This is a genomic window from Desulfotignum phosphitoxidans DSM 13687 (assembly GCF_000350545.1).
Classification (GTDB): Bacteria; Desulfobacterota; Desulfobacteria; order Desulfobacterales; family Desulfobacteraceae; genus Desulfotignum; species Desulfotignum phosphitoxidans.
Genome location: NZ_APJX01000001.1, coordinates 226,302 through 240,950, shown reverse-complemented (window position 1 = coordinate 240,950; position 14,649 = coordinate 226,302). Strand labels below are relative to the sequence as shown.

The 14,649-nt window shown below is 47.1% G+C and carries 29 protein-coding genes; all 29 read left to right on the top strand.

Translation table 11 applies throughout. The features are described from left to right. Positions 1–10 precede the first annotated feature (10 nt). The 29 genes from tuf (at position 11) to DPO_RS01020 (ending at position 14,646) form a co-directional block, all read left to right on the top strand. Positions 11–1,204 (top strand): elongation factor Tu, encoded by a 1,194-nt coding sequence (tuf, locus tag DPO_RS01150; protein WP_006963759.1) that lies wholly within the window; start codon positions 11–13, stop codon positions 1,202–1,204. A gap of 21 nt (positions 1,205–1,225) precedes the next feature. Then, entirely contained in the window at positions 1,226–1,534 is a 309-nt protein-coding gene (gene rpsJ, locus DPO_RS01145; RefSeq protein WP_006963758.1) for a 30S ribosomal protein S10, read from the top strand. A 20-nt stretch (positions 1,535–1,554) separates the two neighbouring features. After that, a complete protein-coding gene (gene rplC, locus DPO_RS01140) occupies positions 1,555–2,175 on the top strand; it encodes a 50S ribosomal protein L3 (RefSeq protein ID WP_006963757.1) in 621 nt (206 codons plus the stop codon). 113 nt (positions 2,176–2,288) lie between these two features. Then, positions 2,289–2,912 (top strand): 50S ribosomal protein L4, encoded by a 624-nt coding sequence (rplD, locus tag DPO_RS01135; protein ID WP_006963756.1) that lies wholly within the window; start codon positions 2,289–2,291, stop codon positions 2,910–2,912. 1 nt (position 2,913) lies between these two features. Further along, complete coding sequence (gene rplW / locus DPO_RS01130; protein WP_006963755.1) at positions 2,914–3,201, top strand: 50S ribosomal protein L23; 288 nt, start codon at positions 2,914–2,916, stop codon at positions 3,199–3,201. A gap of 12 nt (positions 3,202–3,213) precedes the next feature. Further along, a complete protein-coding gene (rplB, locus tag DPO_RS01125; RefSeq protein ID WP_006963754.1) occupies positions 3,214–4,047 on the top strand; it encodes a 50S ribosomal protein L2 in 834 nt (277 codons plus the stop codon). Positions 4,048–4,060: 13 nt separating this feature from the next. Further along, entirely contained in the window at positions 4,061–4,336 is a 276-nt protein-coding gene (gene rpsS, locus DPO_RS01120) for a 30S ribosomal protein S19 (RefSeq protein WP_006963753.1), read from the top strand. A 40-nt stretch (positions 4,337–4,376) separates the two neighbouring features. After that, positions 4,377–4,712 (top strand): 50S ribosomal protein L22, encoded by a 336-nt coding sequence (gene rplV, locus DPO_RS01115; RefSeq protein WP_006963752.1) that lies wholly within the window; start codon positions 4,377–4,379, stop codon positions 4,710–4,712. Between the two features lie 15 nt (positions 4,713–4,727). Then, positions 4,728–5,381 carry a 30S ribosomal protein S3 gene (gene rpsC, locus DPO_RS01110; protein WP_006963751.1) on the top strand — a complete coding sequence of 218 codons (654 nt, stop codon included), beginning with the start codon at positions 4,728–4,730 and terminating at the stop codon, positions 5,379–5,381. Between the two features lie 26 nt (positions 5,382–5,407). Continuing rightward, complete coding sequence (gene rplP, locus DPO_RS01105) at positions 5,408–5,815, top strand: 50S ribosomal protein L16 (RefSeq protein ID WP_006963749.1); 408 nt, start codon at positions 5,408–5,410, stop codon at positions 5,813–5,815. Between the two features lie 2 nt (positions 5,816–5,817). Beyond that, the gene (rpmC, locus tag DPO_RS01100) at positions 5,818–6,018 is read left to right on the top strand and encodes a 50S ribosomal protein L29 (protein ID WP_006963747.1); all 201 of its coding nucleotides are present in this window, start codon (positions 5,818–5,820) and stop codon (positions 6,016–6,018) included. Between the two features lie 11 nt (positions 6,019–6,029). After that, complete coding sequence (gene rpsQ, locus DPO_RS01095; protein ID WP_006963745.1) at positions 6,030–6,293, top strand: 30S ribosomal protein S17; 264 nt, start codon at positions 6,030–6,032, stop codon at positions 6,291–6,293. A gap of 17 nt (positions 6,294–6,310) precedes the next feature. Next, on the top strand, positions 6,311–6,679 hold the full coding sequence (gene rplN / locus DPO_RS01090) for a 50S ribosomal protein L14 (RefSeq protein ID WP_006963743.1): 369 nt from the start codon (positions 6,311–6,313) through the stop codon (positions 6,677–6,679). Positions 6,680–6,703: 24 nt separating this feature from the next. Continuing rightward, positions 6,704–7,033: a 50S ribosomal protein L24 gene (gene rplX / locus DPO_RS01085; RefSeq protein WP_006963741.1), complete on the top strand. Its 330-nt coding sequence runs from the start codon at positions 6,704–6,706 to the stop codon at positions 7,031–7,033. Between the two features lie 21 nt (positions 7,034–7,054). Beyond that, positions 7,055–7,594, top strand: a complete 540-nt coding sequence (gene rplE, locus DPO_RS01080) for a 50S ribosomal protein L5 (RefSeq protein ID WP_006963739.1) — start codon at positions 7,055–7,057, stop codon at positions 7,592–7,594. Then, positions 7,512–7,799 (top strand): type Z 30S ribosomal protein S14, encoded by a 288-nt coding sequence (locus DPO_RS26835; RefSeq protein WP_456072974.1) that lies wholly within the window; start codon positions 7,512–7,514, stop codon positions 7,797–7,799. Before rplE ends, DPO_RS26835 begins: the two co-directional genes overlap by 83 nt. Before the next feature lie 64 nt (positions 7,800–7,863). After that, positions 7,864–8,262, top strand: a complete 399-nt coding sequence (rpsH, locus tag DPO_RS01075) for a 30S ribosomal protein S8 (RefSeq protein ID WP_006963737.1) — start codon at positions 7,864–7,866, stop codon at positions 8,260–8,262. A gap of 18 nt (positions 8,263–8,280) precedes the next feature. Beyond that, on the top strand, positions 8,281–8,823 hold the full coding sequence (rplF, locus tag DPO_RS01070; RefSeq protein ID WP_006963735.1) for a 50S ribosomal protein L6: 543 nt from the start codon (positions 8,281–8,283) through the stop codon (positions 8,821–8,823). Between the two features lie 18 nt (positions 8,824–8,841). Beyond that, positions 8,842–9,210 (top strand): 50S ribosomal protein L18, encoded by a 369-nt coding sequence (gene rplR / locus DPO_RS01065; RefSeq protein WP_006963733.1) that lies wholly within the window; start codon positions 8,842–8,844, stop codon positions 9,208–9,210. Positions 9,211–9,240: 30 nt separating this feature from the next. Further along, positions 9,241–9,720, top strand: coding sequence for a 30S ribosomal protein S5 (rpsE, locus tag DPO_RS01060; protein WP_034624782.1), 480 nt, complete (start codon positions 9,241–9,243; stop codon positions 9,718–9,720). 27 nt (positions 9,721–9,747) lie between these two features. Further along, positions 9,748–9,930, top strand: coding sequence for a 50S ribosomal protein L30 (gene rpmD / locus DPO_RS01055; RefSeq protein WP_006963729.1), 183 nt, complete (start codon positions 9,748–9,750; stop codon positions 9,928–9,930). A gap of 1 nt (position 9,931) precedes the next feature. Further along, a complete protein-coding gene (rplO, locus tag DPO_RS01050; protein WP_006963727.1) occupies positions 9,932–10,366 on the top strand; it encodes a 50S ribosomal protein L15 in 435 nt (144 codons plus the stop codon). 27 nt (positions 10,367–10,393) lie between these two features. Then, positions 10,394–11,713, top strand: a complete 1,320-nt coding sequence (secY, locus tag DPO_RS01045; RefSeq protein ID WP_006963725.1) for a preprotein translocase subunit SecY — start codon at positions 10,394–10,396, stop codon at positions 11,711–11,713. Between the two features lie 33 nt (positions 11,714–11,746). Then, complete coding sequence (infA, locus tag DPO_RS01040; protein ID WP_006963723.1) at positions 11,747–11,965, top strand: translation initiation factor IF-1; 219 nt, start codon at positions 11,747–11,749, stop codon at positions 11,963–11,965. Positions 11,966–11,993: 28 nt separating this feature from the next. Then, positions 11,994–12,107 carry a 50S ribosomal protein L36 gene (rpmJ, locus tag DPO_RS24310; RefSeq protein ID WP_006963720.1) on the top strand — a complete coding sequence of 38 codons (114 nt, stop codon included), beginning with the start codon at positions 11,994–11,996 and terminating at the stop codon, positions 12,105–12,107. 12 nt (positions 12,108–12,119) lie between these two features. Then, on the top strand, positions 12,120–12,488 hold the full coding sequence (rpsM, locus tag DPO_RS01035) for a 30S ribosomal protein S13 (protein ID WP_006963719.1): 369 nt from the start codon (positions 12,120–12,122) through the stop codon (positions 12,486–12,488). A gap of 32 nt (positions 12,489–12,520) precedes the next feature. Continuing rightward, positions 12,521–12,916: a 30S ribosomal protein S11 gene (rpsK, locus tag DPO_RS01030; protein WP_006963717.1), complete on the top strand. Its 396-nt coding sequence runs from the start codon at positions 12,521–12,523 to the stop codon at positions 12,914–12,916. Between the two features lie 31 nt (positions 12,917–12,947). Next, positions 12,948–13,574 (top strand): 30S ribosomal protein S4, encoded by a 627-nt coding sequence (rpsD, locus tag DPO_RS01025; RefSeq protein WP_006963715.1) that lies wholly within the window; start codon positions 12,948–12,950, stop codon positions 13,572–13,574. Between the two features lie 49 nt (positions 13,575–13,623). Continuing rightward, positions 13,624–14,646 carry a DNA-directed RNA polymerase subunit alpha gene (locus DPO_RS01020; RefSeq protein WP_006963714.1) on the top strand — a complete coding sequence of 341 codons (1,023 nt, stop codon included), beginning with the start codon at positions 13,624–13,626 and terminating at the stop codon, positions 14,644–14,646. The last annotated feature ends 3 nt before the right edge of the window (positions 14,647–14,649 follow it).

The following is a 14,649-nucleotide window of genomic DNA, read 5'->3' as shown; positions in this document are numbered from 1 at the left end:
AATAAAGAAGATGGCTAAGGAGAAATTTGAGCGGAAAAAGCCGCATGTAAACATTGGAACCATTGGTCATATCGACCATGGCAAGACCACGCTGACCGCTGCAATCACCAAGCATGCCGGATTAAAAGGGCACGGAACATACGTTCCGTTCGATGAGATTGACAAAGCTCCGGAAGAAAGAGAGCGGGGAATTACCATTGCCACCGCCCATGTGGAATATGAAACCGATGCGCGTCACTATGCCCATGTGGATTGTCCGGGCCATGCCGACTATATCAAAAATATGATCACCGGTGCTGCCCAGATGGACGGGGCGATACTGGTGGTGTCCGCAGATGACGGTCCCATGCCCCAGACCCGGGAGCATATTCTTCTGGCCCGCCAGGTCGGGGTGCCCAGAATTGTTGTATTTTTAAACAAATGCGACATGGTGGATGATGAGGAATTGATCGAGCTGGTGGAAATGGAACTTCAGGAGCTGCTGGATTCCTATGATTTTCCCGGTGACGAGACGCCGATTATCCGTGGATCTGCATTGAAAGCGCTGGAGAGCGATGACCCGGACAGTGACGAAGCCAAGCCGATTTTTGAGTTGCTCAGCACATTGGATTCCTACGTGCCGGAACCGGAACGGGATATGGACAAGCCGTTTCTGATGCCCATTGAGGATGTGTTCTCCATTTCCGGACGGGGTACGGTTGTGACCGGTCGTATTGATCGCGGCGTGATCAAACCGGGTGATGAGATTGAACTGGTGGGGATTCGTGATACTGCCAAGACCGTGTGTACCGGCGTCGAGATGTTCAGAAAGCTGCTGGATCAGGGACAGGCCGGAGACAATGTCGGGTTGCTGCTGCGCGGAACCAAACGGGATCAGGTGGAAAGAGGCCAGGTGGTGGCAAAGCCGGGTACGATTACGCCCCATACCAAGTTTAAAGCGGAAATGTATGCGTTGAGCAAGGAAGAAGGCGGACGTCATACCCCGTTTTTCACCGGGTACCGGCCTCAGTTTTTCTTTAGGACCACGGATGTGACCGGTGTGCTGACCCTGGAAGAAGGTGTTGAAATGATCATGCCGGGCGACAATGCCACCATTAATGTGGAGCTGATTGCTCCCATCGCCATGGAAAAAGAACTGCGGTTTGCCGTGCGGGAAGGCGGTCGTACCGTGGGCGCCGGCGTCATCGCTGAAATTTTTGAATAAGGGTTAAGAAAGAACGCAATCATGCTGAAAACAAAAATAAGAATTCGGCTCAAGGCTTATGATCATAAGCTGCTGGACCAGTCCTCTATGGATATTGTTGATACGGCAAGGAAAACCGGTGCCAGAATAGTGGGGCCGGTTCCTCTTCCCACCCGGATCAACAAGTTTACGGTTTTGCGCTCACCCCATGTCAATAAAAAGTCACGGGAACAGTTTGAAATTCGGACCCATAAAAGGATGCTGGATATTCTGGAGCCCACTCAACAGACGGTAGACGCTCTGATGAAACTGGATTTGTCACCGGGCGTCGATGTGGAAATCAAGTTATAGCTCGATAACAGGAACCAAAAATGAACGGAATAATTGGAAAAAAAATTGGTATGACCAGTGCCTTTGCATCAGATGGAAGGCTTGTTCCTGTTACTGTTGTACAGGTGGGACCCTGTGTGGTTACACAGGTGAAAACACAAGAAACAGACGGGTACACAGCGCTTCAGCTCGGTTTTGATGAAACCCCGGTTGAAAAGCAGAACAAACCTATTGCTGGTCATTTAAAAAAAGCGACAGACAAAGGGTACCGCGTATTAAAGGAGTTCCGCAGCCCATCAGTTGAAGGAGTGGCGCCGGGTGCGGTTGTGAATCTGGATATTTTTTCCATCGGTGAAAAAGTGACAGTGACAGGTACGTCCAAAGGACGGGGTTTCCAGGGTACTATTAAGCGTCATGGATTTAGCCGGGGACCGGAAACCCATGGGAACAGAAATCACCGGAAACCAGGCTCCATCGGAAACAGTGCATGGCCTGCAAAGGTGATCAAGGGCAAACGTATGCCGGGCCACATGGGGGTCGAGAAGGAAACCGTAAAAAACCTGACTGTTGTGGACATTAAACAAAATGAAAATCTTTTGTTGCTGAAGGGTGCGGTTCCAGGGCCTAAAACAGGTATTATCAAGATTTATAAAACCAGTTAACAGGAAATAATAGATTTGGCCGATTTTCAGAAAGTCGGTTGAAATATTGCGGCTATGGGTATTGCGGAATAACCGCGGTGATGCATAGTTGATCAAAAATTAAGAGGAAGAATATGGCAGCTGTAGATGTATTGAACAGTGCAGGTGAAAAAGTGTCTGAAACCCAGCTTCCTGATGAAATATTCAGCGTACCGGTCAAGGCAAGTGTTCTTCACGATGTGGTACGATCCCAGCTCGCCTCCAGGCGGGAAGGGACAGCTGCGTCTAAAACACGTGGTGTGGTCAAAGGAAGCACCAGAAAGCTTTTCAGGCAGAAAGGTACCGGGAATGCGCGGGCCGGAAGTATCAAATCTCCGCTGAGAAAAGGTGGCGGAATTATTTTTGGACCGTCTCCAAGATCTTATGCGTACAAGGTGCCGAAAAAAGTGAGAAAGCTTGCTTTGAAAATGGCTTTGAGCAGCAAGTGCGAAGAAAAATCACTTTTTGTGATCGATGATTTCAAATTGGACCAGATCAAGACAAGACAACTGGCTTCCGTTCTGGAAGTGCTGAAACTGAACAACCTGTTGATCGTATCGGATGCACAGGATGATACACTTCTGGAATTGTCTTCCCGGAATATCCCTCATGTGAAAGTGATCAAGACGGCAGGTCTGAATGTTTATGATATTTTGAAATACAAGCATCTCCTGCTGGTAGAGTCCAGTATTCAGAATATTCAGGGGAGGTTGAGCTGATATGAAACAATACGATATCATTAGAGGGCCTGTGGTGACTGAAAAGACGACCCTTCAAAAGGAATTGAACAATCAGGTGACCCTGCAGGTTGACAAAAAAGCGAATCGCCTTGAGATCAAGGATGCGGTTGAAAGAAATTTCAACACCAAGGTGAAACAGGTCAGAACCATTCAGGTCAAGGGTAAAGTCAAGCAGCGGGGCCGGATTATCGGCAAGCGGAAAGATTGGAAAAAAGCTGTTGTGACGCTGATGCCAGGGCAACGAATCGATTTTTTTGAAGGCGTTTAGAGAGGTAAATCTATGTCAACGATAATAAAGGCCAAACCGACATCTCCCGGAAGACGTTCCCAGGAATTCCTTTCTTTTGAAGAGATTACCAAGTCGAAACCTGAAAGACGTCTTACCAGAAAGATAAGTAAAAAAGCCGGGCGGAACAACAACGGACGGGTGACGACAAGGCATCGGGGCGGTGGCGCAAAAAAACAGTACCGTATCATCGATTTCAAGCGTGATAAGGATGGGATTCCAGCCAAAGTCACAGCCATAGAATATGATCCCAACCGAAGTGCCCGGATCGCGCTGCTGGTTTATGCAGATGGCGAAAAGCGATATATACTGGCACCCCTGGAAGTAAAAGTGGGCGATATTCTGGAAACCGGACCGGATGCTGATATTAAACCCGGTAACTGCATGCCGCTGGAAAAAATTCCCACAGGTACCCGGATCCATAATATAGAGCTAAAACAGGACAAAGGCGGGCAAATTGTCAGAAGCGCGGGCGCGTTTGCCCGGCTCATGGCCAAGGAAGGTGATTACGCCCAGGTGCTGCTGCCGTCCGGTGAAGTCCGTATGGTTCATGTGAAATGTAAGGCAACGGTTGGACGGGTCGGCAACGAAAAACACGGAGACGTCAGTCTTGGCAAAGCGGGCCGATCCAGATGGCTGGGTAGACGACCGTCTGTTCGAGGTGTTGCCATGAACCCGGTGGATCATCCCATGGGTGGCGGCGAAGGCCGCTCTTCGGGAGGTCGCCAGCCCTGTACGCCCTGGGGAGTTCCCACCAAAGGCAAGAGAACCAGGAATAATGCGAGGACGGATCAGTATATCGTTAAAAGAAGGGCTAAGAGAAAATAATAGGTGATAAATTATGCCACGATCATTGAAAAAAGGACCCTATATTGCACCGGCGCTTTTGAAAAAAGTTTTGGTGGCAAGAAATGCCAACAGCAATAAAGTGATTAAAACATGGTCAAGACGTTCGACTATTTTACCGGAGATGGTCGGCATCACGTTTGCCGTTCACAATGGAAAAAAATTCATTCCTGTTTTTGTTTCTGAAAATATGGTGGGTCATAAACTGGGTGAGTTCTCACCGACAAGAACATTTTGGGGTCATGCTGGAGATAAAAAAGCCAAACGGTAAAATTAATGGCTCCACTGGATTATAAGGGATAAGGTGTGACATGGAAGTAAAAGCAAGTACAAAATTTGCAAGGATATCACCGTTCAAGCTTCGGCTGCCCATCGGCGAGGTCAAAGGAAAAAGTGCGGAACAGGCGTTGACGACTTTGAAATTTATGCCTTTGAAGGCGGCTGGAATTATCCATAAGACGCTTGAATCTGCAGTTGCCAATGCAGCGCATAACAACGAGCTGGACGTGGATAAACTGATTGTAAAAAATATTATCGTCGATCAGGGGCCCTCTTTGAAACGATTTCGTGCGAGAGCCAGAGGAAGAGCCAGCAGAATTTTAAAACGTACCAGTCATTTAACTGTAATAGTCGCTCAGATCGACTAAGAGGAGGAACTTAGCTTGGGCCAGAAAGTACATCCGACCGGATTAAGATTAGGCATCATCAGGACATGGGACTCCAGATGGTATGCAGACAAAGAGTATGCGGAATTTGTCGAGGAAGATTTCAAAGTTCGAAAATTTCTCAAAAACAAATTATACCATGCCGGTATTTCCAAAATTGAAATTGAACGGTTTTCCAAACAGATCCGGCTGAGAGTTTATGCAGCCAGACCCGGTATTATCATCGGGAAAAAAGGATCAGAGATTGCCCTGCTTAAAAAGGAGCTTGAAAAAATTCTGAAACCTGAGGTGCTAATCGATATCAAAGAAGTGCGCAGACCGGAAATTGACGCACAACTGGTTGCTGAAAATATCGCTCAGCAACTGGAAAGACGGATTGCCTTCAGGCGCGCCATGAAGCGCAGCGTCACTTCAGCCATGCGGTTTGGTGCCAAGGGTATCAAAATTATTTGTTCCGGCCGACTGGGGGGTGCTGAAATGGCCAGAACGGAATGGTATAAAGAAGGACGGATCCCCCTCCACACCCTTCGGGCTGATGTGGATTACGGCTTTATTGAGGCCAAAACCACATACGGAACCATCGGCATCAAGACCTTTATATTCAAAGGTGAGGTGGTGAACCCGGGTGAACAGATGATGGCGACAAATTAGTAGAGGTTATTTAGGAGAACAAGCAAATGCTCAGTCCAAAAAATGTAAAATACCGAAAACAGTTCCGCGGCAGAACCAAAGGATCTCCGACACGGGGGAACACTTTGTGTTTTGGTGATTATGGACTACAGGCGGTTGAATGCGGCTATGTGAATGCCAGACAGATCGAGGCAGCCAGGGTGGCATTGACCCGATATGCAAAAAGAGCCGGTAAAAGCTGGATTCGTTTTTTTCCGGATCATCCGGTGACCAAAAAACCGGCTGAAGTTCGAATGGGTAAGGGTAAAGGCGCAACAGATGCCTGGGTCGCCCGGGTGAAACCCGGAAAGATTCTCTATGAAATGGAAGGCATTACCAGAGAGACAGCCAAAGAAGCATTGCGGCTCGCCGCCCGGAAACTTTCCGTAAAAACCCGTTTTGTGGAAAGGAATTAACCATGTTGAAAACCGGTGAAATCAAGGAAATGGGGGAAACCCAGATGCAGGAAAAACTGGTGTCGCTGAAAAAAGAGCTTTTCAATCTTCGTTTTCAGAATGACATCGGCCAGCTCGAAAACACGGCAAAACTGTCTGAAGTCAAAAAAGACATTGCCCGGCTTTATACCGTATCCAGACAGATGAATGTGAACATTGGTTGAGGGTGAATAAAATGGAAAATATGCATAAAGGCAAGAAAAAAGAACTTAAGGGGCTGGTGACATCAGATAAAATGGACAAATCCGTGGTTGTCCAGGTAGAGCGGTATATTCAGCATAAAATGTATAAAAAATATATCAAACAATACAAAAGATACCAGGCCCATGATGAAAAAAATGAATGCCGAATCGGGGATGAAGTGCAAATCATTGAAACCCGCCCCCTGAGTAAGCTGAAACGGTTCAGGGTGACTCAGATCACTAAAAAGGCCGTTTAATTCTAAGGAGTTGAAAAATGATTCAAACGGAAACAAGACTGACGGTTGCAGACAACTCCGGTGCCAAGGAATTGTATTGTATCAAAGTGTTGGGTGGGTCCAAGAGAAGATATGCCAGCATTGGTGATGTCATTATCGTATCGGTCAAAGAAGCCATCCCCAATGCCAAGGTAAAAAAAGGCGATATCGTACCGGCTGTGATTGTCAGAACCAAAAAGGAAATTTTCAGACCGGACGGTTCAGCCATTCGGTTCGATGACAATTCAGCTGTGGTTCTGACCAAAAACAATGAACCGGTGGGAACCCGTATTTTCGGACCGGTAGCAAGAGAGTTGAGGGCAAAGCGATTCATGAAAATTGTTTCTCTGGCTCCTGACGTTTTGTAAAATCGGTTGATTGGAGCAAAAGCAATGGAAACCAGAAAGATCAGAATAAAAAAAGATGATAAGGTAAAGGTCCTTACCGGTAAGGATAAAGATAAAATTGGTAAGGTGCTCAAGGTTATCAAAAAGACCAATCGCGTTGTCGTGGAAAATATCAACGTGGTAAAGGTCCATCAGAAACCCACACAGGCGAGCCCGCAGGGAGGAATTGTGGAAAAGAACATGCCCATAGATGTTTCCAATCTCATGCTCATGTGTAATGCCTGCGTGAAACCGACCCGGGTTGGTACCAGAAAACTGGAAAATGGTAAACGGGTTCGCGTCTGTAAAAAATGCAATGAGCAGATCGATGCTTAAGATCAGATCCGGAGAGAACAAATGACCACGCTAAAGGAAAAGTACACAACCGAAATCATTCCCAAGTTAAAGGAAACCTTTAATTACACGAATGGATTTCAGGTGCCTAAATTAGAAAAAATTGTGCTGAATATGGGCTTGGGTGAAGCGGTTCAAAACCCCAAAATCATCGAATCAGCTGCACAGGAACTGGCATTGATCGCCGGGCAGAAGCCGGTGGTGACCCGGGCCAAAAAACCCATTGCCAATTTTAAGATACGAGCGGATCTGCCCATTGGATGCAAAGTGACCCTTCGGCGCGAAAAAATGTATGATTTTTTTGAACGACTGGTGAATATTGCATTGCCGCGGGTCAGGGATTTCAAGGGGGTTTCCGCCAAAGCGTTTGATGGCCGGGGAAACTACAGCCTGGGAATTACCGAACATATCATTTTTCCTGAAATTGATTATGATAAGACAGACAGCATCAAGGGCCTGAATGTCACGGTCGTCACTACGGCCAAAACTGATGAAGAAGGCAGAGAGTTCCTGCGGTATCTGGGAATGCCTTTTAAAAATTAGATATCTGAAGGAGGAACGTTTGGCCAAGAAAGCGTTAATTGCAAAGGCAAAGAGAACACCCAAATTTTCTGTCCGTGGGTACAACCGGTGCCCATTGTGCGGCAGACCGCGGGCTTTCATCCGTAAAGCAGGGATTTGCAGGATCTGTTTCAGAACCCTTGCCTCCGAGGGAAAGCTGCCCGGGGTTACCAAGTCCAGCTGGTAACAGAAAATTGGTTTAAATAATTCGCAGTGCAAAAAGATACAGCTGAATTTCAAGGAGAGTTAATATGGCAGTGAGTGATCCCGTAGCAGACATGCTGACCATCATCAGAAATGGTGGTAAGGCAGGGTTTGCCAAAGTGGATATCCCCGGATCAAAAGTGAAACTGGAAATGGTGCGGGTGCTGAAAGAACAAGGGTATATCAAAAATTATAAGTTTCTTGAAGATGGTACCCAGGGAAAAATCCGTGTTTATTTGAAATATATGAAAGAAGGCAAGCCGACCATTTTTGGCATTGATCGGGTCAGTAAGCCGTCTTGCAGGGTTTATAGTAAAGCACAGGAGATAAAGCCGGTTTTAAACGGTCTGGGAATCGCCATTGTATCGACATCAAAAGGGGTGATGACCGATAAACAGGCCAGGGAAGCGAACGTCGGCGGTGAAGTTCTTTGTAATGTTTGGTAAGACAGGAGTCATATAATTATGTCACGTATAGGAAAAAAGCCGGTTCAGCTTCCAGATAAGGTCCAGATTACCCTGAACGGGGATGTGATTCAGGTGAAGGGCCCAAAAGGCAATCTTGAACGGCAGATACATCCGGCAGTCACAATAGAGATGAACGATTCGGTACTGGAAGTTAAAACCGATGATCAGGATAGAAAAAAGGTCGCATTGCAGGGATTGTTCCGTTCTTTGATCGCCAATATGGTGACAGGTGTCAGCAACGGCTATGAAAAACAACTGATTTTGGCGGGCATCGGGTATCGAGCCGAATCCAAAGGGACTCAGCTGGTCCTGAATGTCGGGTATTCCAATCCGGTGGAATTTGTTCTTCCTGAAGGGGTCGGCGCTGCCGTGGAGAACAACACCAAGATAACGCTGACTGCAATTGATAAAGAATTGCTTGGTCAGACTGCAGCCAACATCAGGGCTATCAGACCTCCTGAACCTTATAAAGGCAAGGGAATCATGTATGTGGATGAACGGATTATCAGAAAAGCAGGCAAGACTGCGGGTAAAAACTAAAACCTGGGAATAGTTATCATGGGAAATACATCACCAAAAGTTATGGCAAGACTCAAGCGGAAAAAAAGAATCAGAAAGCACATGCATGGCGACAAAAACCGTCCCAGACTGAGTGTTTTCAGGAGTTCCAGCCACATTTATGCCCAGATTATTGACGATACCATCGGGGAAACCCTGGTGTCCGCCTCTACCTTGGATAAAGATTACAAGTTGCACCCCGTCACAGGCAAAAAACAGGAAATTGCCAAAGCAGTGGGGGTCCTTCTGGGTAAAAAAGCCTTGGACAAGGGTATCACAAAAGTGATGCTGGACCGGAATGGATTTCTGTATCATGGACGAATCAAAGCACTATCAGACGGGGCTCGTGAAGCTGGTCTGGAATTCTAATTAAGGAGGAAACCCTTGGCTAGACAGCAAATGGAAGACAATGGATTAATCGATAAAGTCGTCAGAATCAACCGGGTGGCCAAAGTGGTCAAAGGCGGCCGGAATTTCAGCTTCAGTGCCCTGGTTGTGGTCGGCGATGGTGAAGGCAGTGTGGGGTACGGTCTAGGTAAAGCCACTGAAGTCCCTGAAGCCATTCGTAAAGGCATGGAAAAAGCCAAACGGAATATGGTTAAAATTGCTCTGTTAGACGGCACAGTGCCGTTTGAGGTGGTGGGCAAAGCCGGGGCCGGGCGCGTGTTGCTGAAACCCGCATCACCGGGTACGGGATTGATTGCCGGCGGCGGTATTCGTGCGGTACTGGAAGTGGCGGGTGTGACCGATATTTTAACTAAATGTATTGGGACCCACAACACGCAGAACATTGTCAGGGCAACCATGGCCGGTTTGCAGTCTCTTTGTCTGAAAGAGGATGTGGCCAGAAGGCGGGGCCTGAAACCGGAAGAAATTTGATTTGACGCACCATCAAAGGGGGTTGCTATGGCTGATAAATTGAGAATTACACAGATTCGGAGCACGATAGGACGTCCGGCGAAACACGGCCGGATTGTTCGATCTCTGGGCATTAAAAAAATGCACCAGACGGTGGAACACAAAAATGATCCTGTCATACTGGGACAAGTTAAAAAGGTGTCTCACCTGTTGAAAGTAGAGGAGGTATAACATGCAGCTTCATGATCTGGCCCCGGCGCCGGGAAGCAGAAAAAATAGAAAACGCGTGGGCAGGGGCCCGGGGTCGGGTATGGGAAAAACCTCTACCCGGGGTCATAAAGGCTTGAAAGCCCGTTCCGGGGGCAGTGTCAGACCCGGATTCGAAGGCGGACAGATGCCGATCTACCGTCGGTTGCCCAAACGCGGGTTTACAAACATATTTAAAACAAACAATGCGGTGTTGAATATAAAGGATCTGGAGCGGTTTGAAGAAGGTGTCACCATTGATCCGCAAATTCTGTATCAAGCCAATCTGGTCAAAGGCCGGGTCGACGGTATCAAGATTTTAGGCTCAGGCGATGTAACCAAGAAACTGGTATTGAAAAATCTTTTGGTTTCCAAAACTGCCAGAGACAAAATTGAAGCTGCCGGTGGCAGTGTTGAATAAGCCCCAATCAAATGAGGACCGTATAGGATGATACAAAACAGCTACCAGAATGTCTTGAAACTGCCTGATCTCAAACGCAAGATTCTGATGACGCTTGCATTGCTGTTTGTCTACCGCATCGGCGTCCATGTGCCGACCCCGGGGATTGACGCCACTGCGCTGGCCTCATTTTTTGCAGCTGCCTCCGGCACCCTGTTTTCCATGTTCAACATGTTTTCAGGTGGTGCACTGGAACGGTTGTCCATTTTCGCTCTGGGTATTATGCCTTACATCAGTGCCTCCATTATTCTGGAGTTGATGACGGTGGTCGTGCCTCATCTGGCCCAGCTAAAAAAGGAAGGGGATGCGGGACGAAAGAAGAAGACCCAGTACACCCGCTATGGCACCGTGGTTTTGAGCATCATTCAGGGCTTTGGTATCAGTGTGGGCCTGGAATCCATGACATCTCCGGCCGGCGTTGCCATTGTGCCGGATCCGGGATGGGGTTTTCGCCTGGTGACGATCATTACATTGACCGCCGGTACCGCATTTATCATGTGGCTGGGGGAACAGATCACGGAAAGAGGGATCGGAAACGGCATCTCCCTGATCATTTTTGCCGGTATTGTGGCGGCCATGCCGTCTGCCATCGGAAATACCGTGCGGCTGATGAGCACGGGTGAAATGGGAATTTTTGCCATCATCATTCTGCTGGTTATCATGGTCAGCGTGGTGGCCTGCATCATTTTTATGGAACAGGCCCAGCGAAGGATACCGGTGCATTATGCCAAACGGGTGGTGGGTCGCAAAATGTACGGCGGTCAAACTTCGCATCTGCCGTTGAAAATCAACACCGCCGGTGTGATTCCACCCATTTTTGCGTCTTCCATCATCATGTTCCCCACCACGATTGCGCAGTTTGCCAACATGCCCATACTGCAGACCGTTGCAGCCATGTTCAGTCCGGGTACCATCTGGTATTATCTGTTGTATGTGGGATTTATCATCTTTTTCTGCTTTTTTTATACGGCTGTGCAGTTCAATCCGGATGATGTGGCAGATAACATGAAAAAAAATGGTGGGTATATTCCTGGAATCCGTCCGGGGAAACGGACGTCTGAATATATCGACAAAGTGTTGACGAGGATCACGCTGGCGGGTGCCATCTATGTATCTGCCGTATGTGTGCTTCCCACCATGCTCATGGATAAATTCAACGTGCCTTTTTATTTCGGCGGTACAGCGCTGTTGATCGTGGTCGGGGTATCCATCGATACCATTTCACAGATCGAATCCCATTTGATTACGGGTAATTATGACGGTTTTCTTGGAAGGTCCGGCGCCAGGCGCATTAAGGGCAGATCTTAACCTTTCATAGCAAAAGGAGATGAATTTAAGATTATGGCAAAAGAAGAGCCCATCAAAGTCGACGGGAAAGTACTTGAAACCCTGCCAAATGCCATGTTCAAAGTAGAACTTGAAAACAAACATGTCCTTTTGGCGCATATTTCGGGAAAAATGCGCATGCATTTCATAAAAATATTACCCGGAGACAGGGTAACAGTGGAAATATCCCCCTATGATCTGAGCCGGGGAAGAATCACATACCGCTTTAAATAAATGGAACAATCAGATTAGGAGTAAATAGATGAAAGTAAGAGCATCTGTTAAAAAAATATGCAGAGACTGTAAAATTATTAAGAGACGTGGTGTCATCAGGGTTATTTGTATTAACAAGCGCCATAAACAGCGGCAGGGATAGGGGGAAAGAAATTTGGCACGTATTGCAGGAGTAGACTTACCAAAGGATAAGCACGCGTGGATTGCACTGACCTATATTTACGGTATCGGTCCCAGCAGATCCAGACAGATTCTTGACAAAACCGGAATCGACCCGACGCTCACGGCTGGCAGCCTGACAGAAGAGCAGGTCAATGATATCCGGAAAACCATTGACGCGGAATACAAGGTCGAAGGTGAACTCAGGACGGACGTGTCCATGAACATCAAACGATTGATGGACCTGGGATGTTATCGTGGCCTGCGCCACAGAAAAGGCCTTCCCTGTCATGGACAGCGGACGTCCACCAATGCCAGAACCCGGAAAGGCCCGAAAAGAGCCGCAGTTAAAAAGAAGAAATAGTATTAATATACATAATTTAAGGTTTAATAACTATGGCAAAAAAGTCGAAAAAGACCATTAGCAAAAAACGGGTGAAAAAGAATATTTCCACCGGCATTGTGCATATTCAATCCACGTTCAACAATACCATTGTCACCATTGCCGATGAAAACGGGAATACGATCTCCTGGGCCAGTGCCGGGATGCAGGGTTTCAAGGGGTCCAGAAAAAGCACTCCGTTTGCGGCCAAACTGGTGGCGGAAGATGCCGGAGCCAAAGCCATGGAACATGGTATGAAAAATGTGGGCGTTTATGTCAAAGGGCCCGGCCCGGGAAGAGAATCCGCGCTGCGGGCTTTGCATGCCCTGGGATTCAATATTTCCATGATCAAGGATGTTACCCCGGTGCCCCATAATGGATGCCGTCCGCCCAAACGTAGAAGAGTATAAGTCCACATTGGATTGATAAAGGAGGAAAACGTTGTCACGTTATACAGGATCAGTCTGTCGTCAGTGCAGACGCGAGAATATCAAACTTTTTCTGAAAGGCGACCGCTGTTTTTCAGACAAATGCAGTTTTGACCGGCGGGGATACCCCCCGGGAGAACATGGTCAAAAAAGAGTCAAAGTGTCTGATTACGGTTTACAGTTGCGGGAAAAGCAAAAAGTCCGCAGAATTTACGGCCTGTCTGAAAAACAGTTCCGCATCACGTTTAAACGGGCGGACAGACAAAAAGGGATCACCGGCACCAACCTGCTGAGCCTGCTGGAAACCCGGTTGGACAATACAGTATTCAGAATGGGGTTTGTCAATTCCAGGAATCAGGGAAGACATCTGGTCCAGCACGGACATTTCACTGTGAACGGCAAAAAAGTGGATATCCCGTCTTTTCATGTCAAAAAAGGGGATATTGTCGCTTTGCGGGAAAAAAGCAAAAAGATCCAGGCCATATCAGATTCCTTGGATGCGATTGTCAGACGGGGAATTCCTCAATGGCTGGAAATCGATAAGGAAAAATTTCAAGGTGAAGTGGTAAACATTCCAGCCAGAGAAGACATCACATTGCCGATTCAGGAACAGTTGATCGTTGAGCTGTATTCAAAATAGGATACATCCTGATAGCATGATGGATCCAATAAAGATTCAGGAGATTTAAATGTCATCTGAAAAAATTGCATATGTCAACTGGCGAGAGATGATCAAGCCCGAAAAGCTTGACGTCACGACGACTTCAACATATGGAAAATTTGTGTGTGAACCGCTGGAAAGAGGATACGGAATTACCATCGGCAATTCTCTGCGGCGGATAATTTTATCATCCATCTATGGTGCGGCGATCGTATCGGTAAAGTTTGATGATGCCCTGCATGAATTCAGCGTTATTTCCGATATCCGGGAAGATGTGTCAGAAATTATTTTGAACCTCAAGGAACTGAAACTCAAGGCGCATGACGTGGAAGACCGGATTCTGACACTCAGTGCCAAAGGTGAAACAACAGTGACAGGTGCTGATATTGTCAGCCCGGACGGTAAGGTGGAGATTTTAAATCCGGAACAGCATATTGCCACACTGTCCAAAAACGGGGTGTTGAACATGACCATGGTGGTCAAAATCGGAAAAGGGTATGCACTGGCATCTGCCAATAAGGATGAAGACGCACCTGTCGGCACCATTCCCATTGATGCGGTCTTTTCTCCGATTAAACGCGTGAAATATGTGGTGGGTACGTCCCGGATCGGTCAGAAAACGGACTATGACAAACTGACGCTGGAAGTCTGGACAGACGGCAGTGTCATTCCGGAAAACGCGGTGGCCTATGCCGCTAAAATCCTCAAGGAACAGATGAACCCGTTCATCAATTTTGATGAGGAAAAAGAACCTGATTTTTCCGAAGAAAACGGTGAAGAGGCCGACAACAAATTCAATGAAAACATTTATCGTTCCGTGGATGAACTTGAATTGTCTGTCAGAAGCTCCAACTGTCTGAAAAATGCCAAAATACATACCATTTATCAACTGGTTCAGAAAACAGATAATGAAATGCTCAAAACCAAGAACTTCGGTCGAAAATCGTTGAATGAAATCAAAGAAGTTCTGGCTTCCATGGATCTTTCTTTGGGTATGGATCTCGAAGGATTCGAACCACCGGAAGAAGAGAATAATCAGCAAGGAGAATAATCG